The sequence below is a fragment of the Paenibacillus litoralis genome, from assembly GCF_046244365.1.
In the GTDB taxonomy this organism is placed as follows: Bacteria; Bacillota; Bacilli; order Paenibacillales; family NBRC-103111; genus Paenibacillus_V.
The window spans coordinates 8,611,830-8,627,124 of sequence record NZ_CP176395.1; the positions used below are offsets into that span (position 1 = coordinate 8,611,830).

A 15,295-nucleotide genomic window follows, 5' to 3' on the forward strand; every position below is an offset into this window, starting at 1 on the left:
GGGGAGGCTGTCCTGCGGCAATCCGGCAGCGAGCCTTTACCGGCCATTGTCGTATCTGCCGTAGCCTCGCGCATATGCCGCCATCCGATCGTATGCTTTGCGGTCCAGCTTCTTGAGCGGGTGATATTGCGGATGGTTGGAATTAACCTCGAGTATCCATAAACGCCCTTGGCGATCATAGGCAAAATCGATGCCCATCTCATGCATGCCCGCCCGCTTCGAGCTTAACAAACGCGCAACCTTCAGCGCCCTCTCGGTCAAATATGCGGTAGAAGCACGCCGACGCGCTGCGGAAAACCCTTTTTGCTTAAGCAGACTTGGCAGCATTACGATCTTGCCGCCTTGATAATAGTTGGTCACGATCTTATTCCTGGCGCCGATCTTTGCCATTAATCCGGTACAGGTCCACGAGCCGCCGCGCTTGCGCTGCACCATCGCACGCAAGTCATAGGGACGGCCGTTCACGGAATCAAGCCGGATAGCTCGCTGGACGATCAGCCTGCCGTGACGATTGGCTTTCAAGTGCCGGTAAAGGCCGGTTAACGTACCGAAGTTTCGCCTAAGCTGATGGCGATTCCGGGTGGACAGGAGCTCGTAGCCGCTTGTCCTCCGGTTCAGCTTATGCACGCCGATCCCCAACGAGCCAACATCAGGCTTGATGTACAGCGACCGGTAGAAACCGGCCATGCGCTGGAGATTGGACTTGGTCAGCGACACGGTATGAGGAACATGCCGTTTCAGCGCCCTTTGGGCGGACAAATACCGGCAGACGCGCAGCTTCCCCCGGATGTTCGCGCTAGCGTACCTTTTTTTGTACAAAGCAACCACCTCTAGGTACGTTATATGAAGCTTGCGTGGAAAGGATTGTACGTTTGCGCAACATCCGCCAATATGGGTGATTTGCGGAGCCCGAATCCGTGGAGCTATCAAACAAAAGAGCCGCCCCCAAATCCATCCGGATCCGGAGACAGCTCTTGAATATAGATATTTTAGTGAACCAGGGAGAAAAGTCCGTTGATGTGGGACAAGTAACGCACGTTGCTTGCCTCTTTCATCAGGGACGCCGGCGTACCTTTCAGCTTCAGCTGGCTGCCGCCGATCGTGCCGATCGCATCTTTACGGCCCAAGCTTGCAAGCGTTCCGGAGAATACAGGCTTGAATTCTTTCATCGGCAAGCCCTTCTCGGCTGCGAACAGGTTGTATCCGACCGTTTCGCCCATTTGCCATGCGATTTGCGCGCTTGGCGGGTATGGACGGCCTTCCGGACTCATGACAACCGCGCTGTCGCCGGCCAGGAATACTTCCGGATGCGAAGTCGATTGCAGCGTAGGCGTAACCGTCGCGCGTCCGCGGTTTACTTCGATGCCGCAGTTTGCTACGACCGTATTGCCGGTTACACCGCCCGTCCAAACAAGTGTATTCGTTTCGATCGTCGTGCCGTCCTTCAGCATAACGTTCGTCCCTTGAACTTCCGTAACGGCAACGCCTGTCAACAGCTTCACGCCGCGTTTCTCCAGGCTTGCTTTTGCGCGTTCGATCAGATCGGGAGCAAAGCCGGTCAAAATGTTCGGGCCCGCTTCCACGCAGTAGAGCGAAATATCGTTGAAGTCCACGCCTTTGGAAAGGCAAACTTGAGGAAGCGTGTCGACCATTTCCCCGATCAGCTCGATACCGGAAAGTCCGCCGCCGCCGATAACGAACGTTGTATCCGCTTTGTTCTTCGATTGGCTGTACGCAGCAAGACGGGCTTCGACATGCGCGCGGATTTTGTTCGCGTCGTCTACCGATTTCAGCGTGAAGCTGTTTTCTTCCAAGCCCGGAATGCCGAAGAACGCCGTTTCGCTGCCCAAGGCTACGATCAGCGAGTCATAGCTCAGCATCAGCCCGCCGCTCAGCTGAACCGTTTTTTGCTCCAATTGGATGCTGTCTACCGTATCGATTTTGAGATCGATGTTTTTGCCGCGCAGCAGCTTGTCCAGAGGGAGCGCTACATTTTTCTCGTTCAAGCCGCCGACGGCCAGACGATGAAGCTCGGTGACGATTTGGTGAGATGGCGTACGGTTGACGACCGTAATCGCCGCTTCCTCATCCGTCAAATATTTACGCGCCGTAAGGGCGGTCAACAAACCGCCATATCCGCCGCCAATGATTAAAATTTGCTTAGCCATGCTGATCCTCCATTCAAGTGGACACTTCGTGCCGGATTAACCTTGCTTTTTGTTCTCTGCGAGTACGGTCAAGAATGCTTGCGAGAAACGAAGCATGCTTTGAACTTGCGGATCCTTCAGCATTTTGAGAATGCCGAACAAGCCGATAGTCGCGCTTTCGGATTGAGCGGCGCGGTCGCTTGCTTCTACCGCTGCAGCTGCAATGCCTTTGGCTTTCTCTTGGATCGGCTTCACGAATTCGTCCAAGCCGCCCTTCAAATCCTCGATCAGTACGCGATCGTTCGCTACCGTTGCCGCCACGTCGTATGCTTTGGTCAGCAGCGTTACCAGTTCAGCCAGCTTCGGCAAATTCTCGACCAGCTCGGTAAGCGATTTTTGAATCTCGGGCCTCATCAGTTGATCAAGCACGTCAAGCTCTCCGCGAGCAGCCACTGCTGTGGTTGGTGCGGGCGGTTGTTGCGTCAATGTTTCTGACATGGAAAATCCTCCTTTGCATGCCTATGTGTCTAATTTCGTTACCTTTGGAAGCGATCCCCTTGTACCGTCTTTTCTCGATCCAGTTCTAGTAATTGCCAGCGCTGAAACTTTTTTGTGAACATTTTCACACAATAAAAAGAAACGATCCAAGGCCCATCGACTTCTGACTTTATTTATTCTAATCCTTCACACCCAAAACTACAAAGTAAATTTTTTCATGTTAGCGCATACATTTATATTTTTTTCAAATCTTCGGGTCGAGTCAACTTTATGCAAGGCAAGATATAAAATTATTGTTATAAAAGCGTTGCGAAATGACATTTTTGCATGATTTCCTAATGAAAAAAAAGGAGAGGCGTTCCCGCGCGACAGTTTAGTTATACTTAACTATGATTAAGAATACTTAAATTTACTTAACCATTATCCCTTCCTATAATCAAGGTGTGGACACGGAGAAGCATGACGAACGGACATGAAAAGGGATCCGCTCCATTTTTGTCGGCAGCATATTTAGAAGAACGCACTCATAGGAGGAATGGTCATGACTACAACTACACGCGTAGCGGTCATTACAGGCGGAGCAAGCGGAATCGGCAGGGAAGCGAGCTTGCTGTTCGCGCGAAAAGGAGACCGGGTCGTCGTTGCGGATTACAATGAAGCGGGCGGCCGGGAAACGGTGGAACGGATCAAGCAAGAAGGAGGAGAAGCCCTCTTCGTCCAAGTCGACGTATCCAAGCAGGAAAGCGTGGAAGCCCTAGTGGAGCAGGCGGCCGCCGCTTACGGACGCATCGACGTCATGTTTAACAACGCCGGCATCGGCGGAGCCGGTCCCGTTCTGGACCAAAACATGGATCTCTACCACCGTACGATCAACGTCAACCAGCACGGCGTAGCCTATGGCATTATTGCGGCGGGCCGTAAAATGAAGGAGCTCGGCATAAACGGAGTTATCATCAATACGACATCCGTGTTCGGATTCCTGGCCTCGCCGGGAACATTCGCTTATCACGCGACGAAGGGCGCCGTTATCATGATGTCCAAGTCGGCCGCTCTCGAGCTGGCGCCATACGGCATCCGGGTCGTTGCGATTGCGCCGGGGGCCGTAGACACCCCGATCATTCAAGGGTATAAGGATGCCGGCATGCTGGACAGCATGCGCGCAAAAGTGATGGGCGGCGAGCTGACGAAGCCGGAGGCGGTTGCCAAAACGGTATACCTGGTTTCTCTGGAGGAAGCCGAAGCCATAACCGGAAGCGTCGTAATGGCGGATCAAGGCTACGCATCGTTTAAATAAATAGCATGCCGGAACGGAGGCTCTCTTCTGCGGAAGAGGGCCTCTTTCGGCTGCCTTTTCGGGAAGTCGATGTTCAGCTTGCCCGGGCGCCCGACAAGCGCTATAGTGAGAATCATTCAAGCCTGCCATCGCTAACGGCGGGCTACCGAACGGACCAGGGAGGAATTTCGCATGTATCTGGAGCAGCTGGAATGTATCGTCGAGGTGGCCAAAACGGGTTCTTTAACCGGCGCCGCGCAAAATTCGCATATTACGCTCTCCGCCGTCAGCCAAGCCGTTTCCAGCCTGGAGGCGGAGCTCGGCATCGTTCTGTTTACGCGCTCCCGAACGGGCTCCGTGCCGACAGCCGAGGGCCAGAGGATTATCCGGATCGCATTCGACATCGTAAGCAAGGTTCGCGAGCTCAAGAACGAAGCCGTCGATTATGCCGGCGCTCAATCGGGCCATTTGGCGATGGCTACCATTCCGGGGCCCTTATCGCTAGCCGTCGACGCCATCATGGAATTCAAGAAAGACTATCCCGGCATCGCCTTGGAAATCATTGAGGAAGGCACGGCCGAAATATTGGATCACATTCGGCATAACAGGGTGGACCTCGGGTTAACCGTGGTGAATGGAGAGTATGTCCGCGATTTAAAGGGGCTCACGTTCGGCAAGCTGATGGAAGCGAAAATGGTCGTCGCCGTCTGCCGCCACTCCCCGCTCGCCTTCCGTACGTCGATCAGCCATGCCGACCTGGCCGCACTTCCGCTTGTCCTGTATAAAGACGAAACGGTCAAAGCGTACATGGAGGATGTGCAAGCCCGGTACGGGACGATCAACGTGCTGTTCTCCACCAACAATACGGACACCATCCGCAAGGTCGTCAGCGAAGGCTCGGCTGCGACGATCGGACTCGACTTTTCGTTTATCGGCCTTCCGTCTTACCCCAAGGGCGATATGGTGACGATTCCGCTGGAGCAGCCGGCCGATCAGAAGCCGATTTATCTAGGATGGCTTCGCTCGGAGGAAAAGCACTTCTCCATCGCCTCCAGGCTGTTCATCGACCGTTTGAAGCATGCGCTGGAGAAGAGTAAGCCGCTGTAGGGCGGTTTTTTGGTGCACCCTAGCGTGCGCTGGGAGCCGTATGCCGTACATATCCTACCGGCTTGCGTCGGTCATAACGGATTTTCGCGGCGTTATTTACAGTCAATCGGGCCCATCTGGCTGAATAGCGGATTTTCGCGGTCTTATGCCATTACTTGGATCGATCCCTTGCCGGAAATGACCAGATAACGCCCTCGAAATCCGGTATCGCTCCGAACGAGACCACTAACCGAGTAATAAGCACTCGAAAATCCGCTATCCCGCTCGCTTCGTCCGACCCGATGCCGGCACTGCTGCCACTACCCAGCCAGTCCGCCGGCGGGGTATCCAAGTCCCGCTCTTGCTGTAAAGAGATATTAGAAAGACCGTAGGACCCGCTGCAGCGGGTCCCACGGTCTTTTCTCGTATATAGCTCCAGCCTTCACAAGGGGTCGGGCGACATGTAAACACCCCAGCCTTGTGGCGCAAGGATCACGTCAATGGGCCTCATACAGCGAACCAATGATCAGGGTCACCGCCCGCAGGCCGCTCCCGGATTGGATGCTTGGCGGAGCGGCGGCTTGATCGCCGTCCTTCCGCTCCGCCGCTTCGCCGCCGGCTTCCGCTTCGAGCATGACCCAGTTCACCGCCAGCGTCTCCCTTAGCAGGTCCGCCTGCGCGTTCGAAAGCAGCAAGCCCTCGACTTTGCCGGTAACGGGCGTTTGGAAATCGGCTCCCGCTTCCAAGCCAAGCCGTTCCTTCAGCCACAGCTGCACGCCGCCCGGCGTATTGAACTTCATCCGGTAGCCGCTTCGGATCGCATCCGCAAGCTGCTCCCCGTGCGTCTCCGCATACGTATAAAATTCGTCGTAGCTATAATATTGAGCGGCTGCCGCCTGCAAGGGTCCGGTGTCACCCGAGGAAACGCCGGCGAGCAGAACTTCGTCCGCAATGCCGAACCGGCGCGCGCGTTCAAGCAAAATCGCCGTATTTTGGGAAAGCTTCGCACGGATACTCATCCATTTATCCTCTTTTCATCCAAGCTATAGTTAGCGGCTGCTTCGCCGTGGAGGTGGCAGGCGACGGAATGGCCGGGCGCCACTTCCCGCAGGACCGGCTCTTCCACCCCGCAACGCACCGTGGCGAACGGGCAGCGGGTGCGAAATTTACAGCCGGACGCATTGTCGATCGGACTGGGCAGATCGCCCTGCAGCAGCCACCGGTCGGCGAACGAGACTTTCGGGTCGGGCACCGGGATGGCGGCCAAAAGCGCCTCGGTATAGGGATGCGCCGGACGCCTGTACAATTCCTCGCTGGATGCGACCTCTACGAGCTTGCCCAGGTACATCACGCCGATCCGGTCGGATATATGTCTGACCATCGACAGATCATGGGCGATAAACAAGTAGGTCAAACCGAGCTCGTCCTGAAGATCCTCCAGCATGTTGACCACCTGCGCCTGTACCGACACGTCGAGCGCGGATATCGGCTCGTCGCACAGCACGAATTCCGGATTTGCCGCAAGCGAGCGCGCGATGCTGATCCGCTGCCGCTGGCCGCCGCTAAACTCGTGAGGGTACCGGTCCGCATGCTCCCGCTTCAGGCCGACCTTCTCCAGAAGGTCAAGCACTCTGTCACGGCGCTCCGCGCGGCTGTAGCCGCTGTGGATTTCCATCGGCTCGCCGATCAGCTGCAGGACGTTCATCCCAGGGTTAAGCGACGAATACGGGTCTTGAAAGATCGCCTGAATTTTTTTCCGGTAAGGCATCAGCTGCTTCTCGTTCATCGCGGCGATGTTGCGGCCTTCGTAGTCGATCTCCCCAGCCGTAACATCGTACTGCCGGATCATGCTGCGGCCGGTTGTCGATTTGCCGCAGCCCGATTCCCCGACGAGCCCGAACGTCTCGCCGCGGTGAATCCGGAAGCTGACGCCGTCAACCGCCTTCAACACCTTCGTCGTTCTGCCGAAGAGTGACTTGGCCACCGGAAAATGCTTTTTCAGCCCGCGGACATCGATCAATACGTCCTTGCCCTGCTTTTTCTCCGCATCAGAGGCCGTACGCGGATTGACGCTCATGCCGATTCCCCCTTTCCGCCGGACTGGCCGGGCTTGGCGGATGCGTCGCGGGATGCCGCTGGCTGCCCGCCCCCCACGCCCTTCGTCAGCCAGCACAAAGAACGGTGCCCGGGCTTCGCTTCCGCATAGGGCGGCAGCTGATGGCACTGCTGCATCGCATGCGGACAGCGCTCCATAAAGGGACAGCCCTGCGGCGGATGCAGCAAATTGGGCGGCGTGCCGTCGATCGGAACGAGACGCTCCCGCCTCCCGTCCGCCGTCTTCGGAATCGAGCGCAGCAGGCCTTGCGTATACGGATGCTGAGGAGATTCGAAAATATCCGCCACCGCGCCCTCCTCCATCACAAGCCCGCCGTACATAACGATGACGCGCGTACACACCTGCGCCACGACGCCGAGGTCGTGCGTAATCAAGAGTACGGACGTGCGGGTTGTCCGGCACAAGTCCTTCATCAGCGAGAGAATTTGCGCCTGGATCGTCACGTCGAGCGCGGTCGTCGGCTCGTCGGCGATCAGCAGCTCCGGCTTGCAGGACAGCGCCATCGCGATCATGACGCGCTGCCGCATGCCCCCGCTGAATTCATGCGGATACTGGTCGATTCGCGTCTCCGGGGATGGGATGCCCACCTCCCGCAGAAGCTCCACCGCCCGTTTGCGCGCAGCCGCCTTGCCGAGCTTCTGATGGCGCCGGATGACCTCGATCAGCTGAGCGCCTACCTTAAGCACCGGGTTGAGCGAGGTCATCGGGTCCTGGAAAATCATCGCCACCCGGTTCCCCCGTATCGACCGGAGCTTCTCTTCCGGCAGGCCGAGCATATCCGCCCCGCACAGCAGAACCTCGCCGCCGACAATGCGCCCGGTCGGCGGAATCAGACGGATGAGCGATTTGGCCGTCACGCTTTTGCCGCTGCCCGACTCCCCGACGATGCCGACCATCTCGCCCTCGCCGACCGAGAAGCTGACGCCGCGGACGGCCTGCACCTCGCCCTCGCGGGTAAAGAACGAGGTACGCAAATCACGAACAGACAATAAGCTTTCCATGCGCCTCACTCCGCTCTTTCAGAATTATCGCCGGTTTACCTTCGGCTCGAATGCGGCGCGGAACACGTCGCCCAAATAATTAAAGCAAAGCACGGTCGTCAAAATAAGCAGCCCCGGGAACAAGGCGAGCGTCGGATTCTCGCCGATGTAGCCCTTGGCGTTGTTCAGCATGCTCCCCCAGGACGAATACGGCGGCCTTACGCCGAGGCCGAGGAAGCTGAGCGCCGATTCCATCATGATGACCCCAGCGATGTTGATCGTCGCCGCCACGATAATCGTCGGTACGATGCTCGGGATGATGTGGCGCGTAATGATGCGGAATGTGCTCTGGCCGGATACCCGGGCATACAGCACGTATTCCCGCTCTTTGACCGAGATCGTCTCGGCCCGTACGATTCGCGAAATGTACATCCAGCTCAGCAGCCCGATGATCAGGATGATCGTGGGTATGCTCGGCTTCAAGTAAGCGTTAAGAATCAGCATTAGGAAGAACGACGGGATCGATAGGCAAATGTCGACGCTGCGCATAAGGGCGCTGTCCGTCCTGCCTCCGAAATACCCGCTGACCGTTCCTACCGCCGTACCGATCACGACCGACACGATCATCGCCAGAATGCCGACGCTGAGCGATACTCTGCCGCCATACAGCGCGCGAGCCAAATAATCGCGCCCGTTGTCGTCCGTGCCGAACCAATGCTCCGCGCTCGGCGGCAGAAGGCGCTCCGTCAGGTTGATCGCATTCGGATCGTGCGGTACCAGAAAGGCGAATACTGCAGCCAGCGTATAGAGGCCCAGAACGATCAGGGCGGCGAGAGCCGATTTTTGTTCAAGCAGCTGCGCCTTCAGAAGACGCCATCTCATCCGGTTCATCTCGCTCTCACCTCATCGCCTTGATTCTGGGATCGGCCACGCCGTACAGCAGGTCGGCAAGCAAATTGCCGAAAATAAGCAGGAACGAGGACATCATCGTAATGCCCATGATCATCGGGTAATCGAGCCCGAATACGGCGTTAATGCCGAGCGAGCCCATTCCCGGCCACGAGAAGATGCTTTCGACGATGAACGCCCCCGTTATGATTTCGGGAAGCGACAAGCCCAATATCGTAATAACCGGCAGCAGCACGTTGCGAAGCACGTGACGGAACAGCACCGTCAGCCGCGTCGAGCCGTAGGCGTACTGGATTTGCACGTAGTCCTCCTCCAGTTGGCTGATCGTACTTGATCGGATATAGCGCATGAACACCGAGATGTGCGTGATGCTCAGCACCAGACAAGGCATAATGCCGTGCTTGACGATATCCCATACCGAATGGACGCCGATCGTGCGCATCCCCATGCTGGGCAGCCAGTGAAGCTTGACGGAGAACAAGTAAATCAGGATCATCGCGAACCAGAGACCCGGCAGCGAAATGCCGATGTACGAAAGCAGACTGAGCACCCGGTCGATCATCTTGTTTTTGTTCAAGGCCGAGATCAGCCCGAAGACGATCGCGATCGCTAGCGACAGTACGAAAGCCGAGCCCATCAGGCCGATAGTCGCCGGAAGCCGTTCCGTAATAAGCGTCAGCACCGGCCGGTGGTTGTTCAGCGAATATCCGAAATTGCCGGTCAGCACGTTTTGCAGCCAATATACGTATTGCAAGTACACGGGCTGATCCAGCCCCATGCTCACCCGGATGCGCTCGACGTCGTCGGGGCTCATGTTCGGCGTCACGAACGACAGGACCGGATCGCCGGGGGCAAGCCGGATGAGCGCGAAGGAAACGACGGAAATAAACAGCAGCAGCGGAACGAGCTGAAGCAGGCGGCGCAAAAGGTATTTTTTCAACTGGTACTCCCCCTGGACGGCGCTGTTCGCCCACCCGTTGTTATCGTTACGGCTTCAAATAAATTTTGGTGAAGTCATCGAACAGCACGACCTGCTTCGCTACCGCATCCTCCAAGCCGCCAAATCGCTTATCGACCGCGATGATCGACTTTCCGTACGCAATCGGATACGTAGTGACTTCGTCGGCCGACAGCTCCTGAATCTTCTTGTACAGCTCGGCGCGTTTCGCCGCATCGGTTTCCACGGCCGCTTGCGTCCACAGCTTGTCGAACTCGGGGTTCTTATAGTGCGAGTAGTTATAGGCTGCGTCGCTCAAATAGAGCGCTTTGTAAGCGTCCGGCTCGAAGCCCATGCTGTAGCCGCCGAAGGACATGTCGTAATCGGTGTTGTCCTTGTTCAGCGCCTTCTTGCCGAGGGCCGCTCCGTCCAAAGGAATGAGCTCGACCTGTACGCCGATTTCTTTCAGCTTCTGCTGAATGTACAGAGCCATGTTCGCCTCGGGCTTGCTTGCGTTGTAGTAAGCGAAGCGGATTTTCAGCCCCTCCGCTCCCGCCGCCTTCAGCAGCTCTTTCGCTTTTGCTTGGTTATAATCGTAAGACTTCAGATCCTTCTTCTGATACAAGGTGTCGGGGGAGAAGATAGACGCCGCAGGCTCCGCAAAATCAACCGACGAAAAGCCCGTCGTGATGAGCTCCTTCTTATCGAGCGCGTGTGCGATCGCTTGACGCACTTCCTTCTTCTTCATGACGTCGATGTTGACGTTGAACACCATGGTGGTGACGCCGCCGGAAGGAAACATGACGATGTCCGCTTTTCCGGTGTCCTTCACTTTGTTGTGATCCTGCGGCTCGATGAGCATCATGTTGATTTCGCCGTTCTGCAGGGCGAGCACCGCCGCGTTGCTGTCCTTGGCCACACGGTACGTAATGGCGTCGAGCTTGGCTTTGCCGGCAAAATAAGAATCGGAACGCTCCACCGCCACATATTCGCCCGGGCGGTATTCCTTGAACTTGAACGGCCCGGAGCCGACCGGTTTATTGTTTTTGGGGCTTTTTTCGATGTCCGCCTCTCCCTCGAAAATATGCTTCGGAATCGGGAAAATTTGCACGAGCGCCCCCTCGAAGGCCGCCGTCGCCTGCGGAAGCACGAAATCGACCGTCAGCTCGTCGATATTGTTCACTTGAATCGGCTTGCCGCCCAGAACGAACAAGCTGCGGAAATAGCTGTGCTGCTTCTCGTCAAGCAAGCTGTTGAACGTAAACACGACGTCATCTGCCGTCAGCTTCTGGCCGTCATGCCAGGTGAGGCCGCTGCGCAGCTTCAGCGTATATTTCGTGAGGTCGGCCGACGCCTTTAGGCTCTCGGCTAGCACGAACGTCTTTTTGCCGTCGTTGATGCTGAAGAACGGAGAGAACAGCGTCTTGCCAATCGTCAGCGACATGCGGTCCCCCGCGTAAAGCGGGTTGAACGTTTTGGGATCGTCCTTGATCGCCACGATCAGGTTGCCGCCCTCTTTCGAAGCCGCGGTGCCTTTCGATTCCTCCGTCGCCGGAGCCGAGCTGCAGGCGCCAACGATCACCGCGATTGCCAGCAGCCATACGGCCAGTAAAACGAATTTTCTCTTCATACCCAAGCCTCCCAATAAAATAGTTTGATGGTTAAACGCCGTACGCAATGCCACTAGCTGTCCAGTAGGCAATACACAATCATTCACATGTGTTTACTTGGTTAAATGTTGAAAGCGGCCTATGTACGCGGATAATAAAAAAAAATTACTCCGTTTTCTCCTTAAGCACATTGTCCAGAAGATGCTCAAGCTTGGTCAAACCGAGTAAAATGGCCTCCAAATCCTGCTGCGTCGCATTTTTTACGAATAGCTGCTGGAAGTCGTTGACGTTGCCCAAAATATCCTTCATTTTGTCCTGCGCCGTCGCGGTCAGCTGAATTTTTACCACCCGCTGGTCGTCCTTGAGCCGCACGCGTTCGATTAAATCCATGTTCTCTAGCCTCGAGCAGATGGAGGAAACATTACTGTCCACCATGTTCAATGCCGCGGCTATATCGCCTACCCGCATGGCGCCCTCGCGATTGAGCAGCATCAGAATGTTGATCGAAGGCCCGGTTAGATTATGGGGCGAATAATGCTGATTGACGATCTTGGCATGCTTCGTATCGATGACCCGAAGCAGCTCGCCGATCTTAACGCAGTACTCTACAAGATTCATGGGTTACCTCGCATCGTCCATTTATTTATCGCAATAAATATTATTTAAGTAAATATTATAACGATACATGTCTGTCGTCAATCTTTTTTCATGCAGGAGGATACGTATTTGTAAACGCTCTCCTTTCCGCATCCGATCAAGCAAGCGTCCGGCGGCAAAAAACGCCTCATCCCCCAAGGAGATGAAGCGTCTTTGGGCTGCTCTCCCGCAGCCTAATACACATCGCGCCTCGTAAACGAGACGAAGGAAACCGCCAGCGCCGCGGCGCCCCAAATGAGCAGCACCAGCAGCGAAAAACCAAGCGACATGCCCTCGATCGGCGGAGCCGCATCCTGAAGATAATCGATCAGCTCCAGGTTCACCATGAACAGGAACTTGGCGGACTCCCAGGAGGCGACCATCGTTTTGAGAATCGTACCCGCGATGAGGCAGGCCAGCATGATCCCCATGACCGCCGCCGTGCTGCGGACAAGGACCGAAAGCATGAACGTAATCGTCGCCACCACGAGCGATACGAACCACGCCAGGCCGAGCTCCATCACAATGAACTGCCACTGAGGCACCATATGCACGCCTGAAGCGTCCAGCTGCCCCTCGTTTACGGCAAAGCCGGTAAGCACCGGCGCCGTCCAGCCCTGAAAGCCGAACACCGCCCCGGAAATAAGCGCCGACAGCATCCCGAACAAAGTAATGATCAACGACACGGATAAGAGCAGCGCCAAATATTTGCTCAGTAAAATTCGCCAGCGCCGTACGGGCCGCGTCAGCAGCACCTTCATCGTTCCCGCGCCGTGTTCCGAGGATACCAAATCGGCCGCGATGACCATCACCATCAAAGGCAGCAGCAGGCTGATGCCGTTCTTCACGAAGCCTCTGACGAAGGTAGGCGCACCCGGCTCGGACGGATTGACATCGTAGTCCAAATAGTACTGCTGCTGCGCGATGCGGATCTCCAGCTCCTTGCGCGACTCTTCCGTTGTGCGGCTGCTGTTCAGCCGGCTCTCCCAGCCCGAAATCCGCTGTTCCAGGGCGATGCGCCAATCGACGCTTCCCATGCGCCTAAGGGTTTCTTCCGCCTGGCGATACTGCGCGTACGTGAACAAGGAGATCAGGATCCCGATAATCAGCGATACGACCAGCAGCCTTTTCTTCCCGGTCAGCTTCACCATCTCGTTATAGATCAGGTTAATCAATGCTTTGCCCTCCCGTCAGCTCGATGAACAGATCCTCGAGGGAAGGCAGCTTGCGGCTCATTTCCGTCACGGTCACGCCCGCTTCCACCAGCGCTTGATTCCATCTTCCGACCTCCCGCTCGACGTACGGGGTGATCACAAGCTCCCCCTCCATGTGCGCCGCGCCCGAAAGCTCCTGCAGCATCTGCACCCCCTTCGGGAACGGAGTCAGCCGCCAGCTCACCCTTTCCTGCTGCATCAGCAAGCTCTGCACCGTGTCCACGCGGACGACCCGCCCCTTGGAAATGATGGCCACCCGGTCGCACATCAGCTGAATTTCGCTAAGCAAGTGACTCGATACCAGCACGCTTAGCCCTTCCTGGTCCGCCAGATATCGGATGAACTCCCGCATTTCGCGTATCCCGGACGGGTCGAGTCCGTTGGTCGGCTCATCCAGAATGAGCACCTTCGGTCTTCCCAGCAGCGCTTGCGCGATACCCAGCCTCTGACGCATGCCCAGCGAGTACGTTTTCACCTTATCGTGAATTCTGGCGCTCAGCCCCACCAGCCGGACGACTTCCGTTATGCGCGCTTCGTCAACCCCGTCCATCATCCGGGCAAAATATTGCAAATTGCTCCAGCCGCTTAAATACGAGTAGAGCTCGGGGTTTTCCACGATACAGCCAAGCTGGCTCATCGCCTCCGGAAACTGCTTGCCGATATCGAAGCCGCATACGCGTATGGTGCCCGCCGTAGGTTTAATGAGGCCCACCAGCATGCGGATAGTCGTCGTTTTCCCGGCGCCGTTGGGCCCCAGAAACCCGAATACCTCGCCGCGCTTCAGTTCAAAATCAAGGCCGTGAATGATTTCGCGCTTGCCGATCACTTTTCGCAGCCCTTGCACGGATAATGTAACTTCGCTCATAAGCTCACCCCCTACCCTGTTATTAGCGCCGCTACCCTATCCCCGATGAGGCGGTATCCGGCTGCGTTCGGATGAAACAAGTCTCTCGCCAAGTAGTCCTGAATCTTCAGCTGAAACAAATCGAAGGTCGGCACCGCGACGGTCAGCGGATATTGGGCTGCGGCCTCCGACGCTTTATAGTTCCAGTCTCTCACGATTTTGGTCGTCGCGGCGGCGGTATCCTTCAAGTCGATGAACGGGTTGTATAAGCCGATCAGTAAAATTTTGGCGCTCTCGTTGCCGCTTCGGAGCTGCTTAAGGATCGCATGAAGCTTGCTCATATAGGCATCCTCGATCTCTTTAATCTTGGCCGCATCCAAATCCGCCAGCGTTTGACCGCCGCGGAACAGGTCGTTCCCTCCGATGCTGACCAGGATGACGTCCGCGGCTTTCACTTTGGCCTGGACCTCGTTCTTCTGCAGGAGCTCCGCCAATTGCGGAGAAGTTTGTCCGTTTACGCCGAAATTGTCCACGACAATTTCTTGCTTTTCCTTCTCCTTGAGCCGATCGAGCGCATAGCCGACGTAGCCTTTTCCGTCCGGATCGCCGGTTCCCCTCGTCAGCGAATCGCCGAGAGCGAGTATGCGGAAGCTTCCGTCTTCCGCTTCTGGCGCAGGCACGGGCTCAGGTGCGGGCGACGCCGCTGCGGCTGTCGCTTTCTCCATCGGGGCGGGATCGCTCCAATAATGCTGAAGCGTCCATGCCAGTCCCCCCACCCAGGCCAGACAAGATATAACGGACACGGCCATGAGCCATTGCAGCTTCTTCTCTCTCATTGCGATTTTTCTCCCCTCTCCTTGCCTGTCTTATTCGAACATAGCACACCAAACTAAAAAAAGTATAAAGAATACATTAAAAATAAGGACACCCGATCGGGTACCCCATTCATCTGCGTGACGCCGTGAACCGCCACTTGCATTGCCTTTCCATTTTAGGTATAAAAAATATACTATCTTACTAAAAGATGAGTACTTGTTTATTTTTA

The 15,295-nt window shown here is 56.2% G+C and carries 15 protein-coding genes; 2 read left to right on the forward strand and 13 right to left on the reverse strand.

Going from position 1 to position 15,295, the window contains the following annotated elements:
* Positions 1-36: 36 nt before the first annotated feature.
* The 3 genes from ACKGJP_RS36370 to ACKGJP_RS36380 all read right to left on the reverse strand — a co-directional run bounded on the left by ACKGJP_RS36370 (position 37) and on the right by ACKGJP_RS36380 (position 2,645).
* Positions 37-819, reverse strand: coding sequence for a YheC/YheD family protein (locus tag ACKGJP_RS36370; protein WP_409343566.1), 783 nt, complete (start codon positions 817-819; stop codon positions 37-39).
* Between the two features lie 170 nt (positions 820-989).
* On the reverse strand, positions 990-2,168 hold the full coding sequence (locus ACKGJP_RS36375) for an NAD(P)/FAD-dependent oxidoreductase (protein WP_409343567.1): 1,179 nt from the start codon (positions 2,166-2,168) through the stop codon (positions 990-992).
* 36 nt (positions 2,169-2,204) lie between these two features.
* Positions 2,205-2,645: a DUF1641 domain-containing protein gene (locus ACKGJP_RS36380; protein WP_409343568.1), complete on the reverse strand. Its 441-nt coding sequence runs from the start codon at positions 2,643-2,645 to the stop codon at positions 2,205-2,207.
* Positions 2,646-3,186: 541 nt separating this feature from the next.
* Between ACKGJP_RS36380 and ACKGJP_RS36385 the strand changes: the two genes are divergently transcribed.
* Positions 3,187-3,939: an SDR family NAD(P)-dependent oxidoreductase gene (locus tag ACKGJP_RS36385; RefSeq protein WP_409343569.1), complete on the forward strand. Its 753-nt coding sequence runs from the start codon at positions 3,187-3,189 to the stop codon at positions 3,937-3,939.
* A gap of 171 nt (positions 3,940-4,110) precedes the next feature.
* The gene (locus ACKGJP_RS36390; RefSeq protein ID WP_409343570.1) at positions 4,111-5,025 is read left to right on the forward strand and encodes a LysR family transcriptional regulator; all 915 of its coding nucleotides are present in this window, start codon (positions 4,111-4,113) and stop codon (positions 5,023-5,025) included.
* A 476-nt stretch (positions 5,026-5,501) separates the two neighbouring features.
* Here ACKGJP_RS36390 and ACKGJP_RS36395 read toward each other — a convergent pair whose 3' ends face one another.
* From ACKGJP_RS36395 to ACKGJP_RS36440, 10 genes are all read right to left on the reverse strand, one after another.
* Positions 5,502-6,023: a hypothetical protein gene (locus ACKGJP_RS36395; protein ID WP_409343571.1), complete on the reverse strand. Its 522-nt coding sequence runs from the start codon at positions 6,021-6,023 to the stop codon at positions 5,502-5,504.
* A complete protein-coding gene (locus ACKGJP_RS36400; protein ID WP_409343572.1) occupies positions 6,020-7,081 on the reverse strand; it encodes an ABC transporter ATP-binding protein in 1,062 nt (353 codons plus the stop codon). The genes ACKGJP_RS36395 and ACKGJP_RS36400 overlap by 4 nt, the downstream gene beginning before the upstream one ends.
* Positions 7,078-8,121: an ABC transporter ATP-binding protein gene (locus ACKGJP_RS36405; protein WP_409343573.1), complete on the reverse strand. Its 1,044-nt coding sequence runs from the start codon at positions 8,119-8,121 to the stop codon at positions 7,078-7,080. Before ACKGJP_RS36405 ends, ACKGJP_RS36400 begins: the two co-directional genes overlap by 4 nt.
* Before the next feature lie 24 nt (positions 8,122-8,145).
* Positions 8,146-8,991, reverse strand: a complete 846-nt coding sequence (locus tag ACKGJP_RS36410; protein WP_409343574.1) for an ABC transporter permease — start codon at positions 8,989-8,991, stop codon at positions 8,146-8,148.
* A 7-nt stretch (positions 8,992-8,998) separates the two neighbouring features.
* The gene (locus tag ACKGJP_RS36415) at positions 8,999-9,949 is read right to left on the reverse strand and encodes an ABC transporter permease (RefSeq protein ID WP_409343575.1); all 951 of its coding nucleotides are present in this window, start codon (positions 9,947-9,949) and stop codon (positions 8,999-9,001) included.
* A gap of 46 nt (positions 9,950-9,995) precedes the next feature.
* Positions 9,996-11,576, reverse strand: coding sequence for an ABC transporter substrate-binding protein (locus ACKGJP_RS36420; RefSeq protein WP_409343576.1), 1,581 nt, complete (start codon positions 11,574-11,576; stop codon positions 9,996-9,998).
* A gap of 145 nt (positions 11,577-11,721) precedes the next feature.
* A complete protein-coding gene (locus tag ACKGJP_RS36425) occupies positions 11,722-12,174 on the reverse strand; it encodes a MarR family winged helix-turn-helix transcriptional regulator (RefSeq protein ID WP_409343577.1) in 453 nt (150 codons plus the stop codon).
* Between the two features lie 212 nt (positions 12,175-12,386).
* Positions 12,387-13,367 carry an ABC transporter permease subunit gene (locus ACKGJP_RS36430; protein ID WP_409343578.1) on the reverse strand — a complete coding sequence of 327 codons (981 nt, stop codon included), beginning with the start codon at positions 13,365-13,367 and terminating at the stop codon, positions 12,387-12,389.
* A complete protein-coding gene (locus tag ACKGJP_RS36435; RefSeq protein ID WP_409343579.1) occupies positions 13,360-14,271 on the reverse strand; it encodes an ABC transporter ATP-binding protein in 912 nt (303 codons plus the stop codon). The genes ACKGJP_RS36430 and ACKGJP_RS36435 overlap by 8 nt, the downstream gene beginning before the upstream one ends.
* An 11-nt stretch (positions 14,272-14,282) precedes the next feature.
* Positions 14,283-15,086 (reverse strand): SGNH/GDSL hydrolase family protein, encoded by an 804-nt coding sequence (locus tag ACKGJP_RS36440; protein ID WP_409343580.1) that lies wholly within the window; start codon positions 15,084-15,086, stop codon positions 14,283-14,285.
* Positions 15,087-15,295: the final 209 nt, after the last annotated feature.

Excerpts from the sequence above, each read along its gene's own strand:
- ACKGJP_RS36390 (WP_409343570.1), top strand. The coding sequence starts at position 4,111 with ATGTATCTGGAGCAGCTGGAATGTATCGTCGAGGTGGCCAAAACGGGT.
- ACKGJP_RS36425 (WP_409343577.1), bottom strand. The coding sequence starts at position 12,174 with ATGAATCTTGTAGAGTACTGCGTTAAGATCGGCGAGCTGCTTCGGGTC.
- ACKGJP_RS36410 (WP_409343574.1), bottom strand. The coding sequence starts at position 8,991 with ATGAACCGGATGAGATGGCGTCTTCTGAAGGCGCAGCTGCTTGAACAA.
- ACKGJP_RS36385 (WP_409343569.1), top strand. The coding sequence starts at position 3,187 with ATGACTACAACTACACGCGTAGCGGTCATTACAGGCGGAGCAAGCGGA.
- ACKGJP_RS36440 (WP_409343580.1), bottom strand. The coding sequence starts at position 15,086 with ATGAGAGAGAAGAAGCTGCAATGGCTCATGGCCGTGTCCGTTATATCT.
- ACKGJP_RS36395 (WP_409343571.1), bottom strand. The coding sequence starts at position 6,023 with ATGAGTATCCGTGCGAAGCTTTCCCAAAATACGGCGATTTTGCTTGAA.
- ACKGJP_RS36405 (WP_409343573.1), bottom strand. The coding sequence starts at position 8,121 with ATGGAAAGCTTATTGTCTGTTCGTGATTTGCGTACCTCGTTCTTTACC.
- ACKGJP_RS36420 (WP_409343576.1), bottom strand. The coding sequence starts at position 11,576 with ATGAAGAGAAAATTCGTTTTACTGGCCGTATGGCTGCTGGCAATCGCG.
- ACKGJP_RS36400 (WP_409343572.1), bottom strand. The coding sequence starts at position 7,081 with ATGAGCGTCAATCCGCGTACGGCCTCTGATGCGGAGAAAAAGCAGGGC.
- ACKGJP_RS36435 (WP_409343579.1), bottom strand. The coding sequence starts at position 14,271 with ATGAGCGAAGTTACATTATCCGTGCAAGGGCTGCGAAAAGTGATCGGC.
- ACKGJP_RS36380 (WP_409343568.1), bottom strand. The coding sequence starts at position 2,645 with ATGTCAGAAACATTGACGCAACAACCGCCCGCACCAACCACAGCAGTG.
- ACKGJP_RS36375 (WP_409343567.1), bottom strand. The coding sequence starts at position 2,168 with ATGGCTAAGCAAATTTTAATCATTGGCGGCGGATATGGCGGTTTGTTG.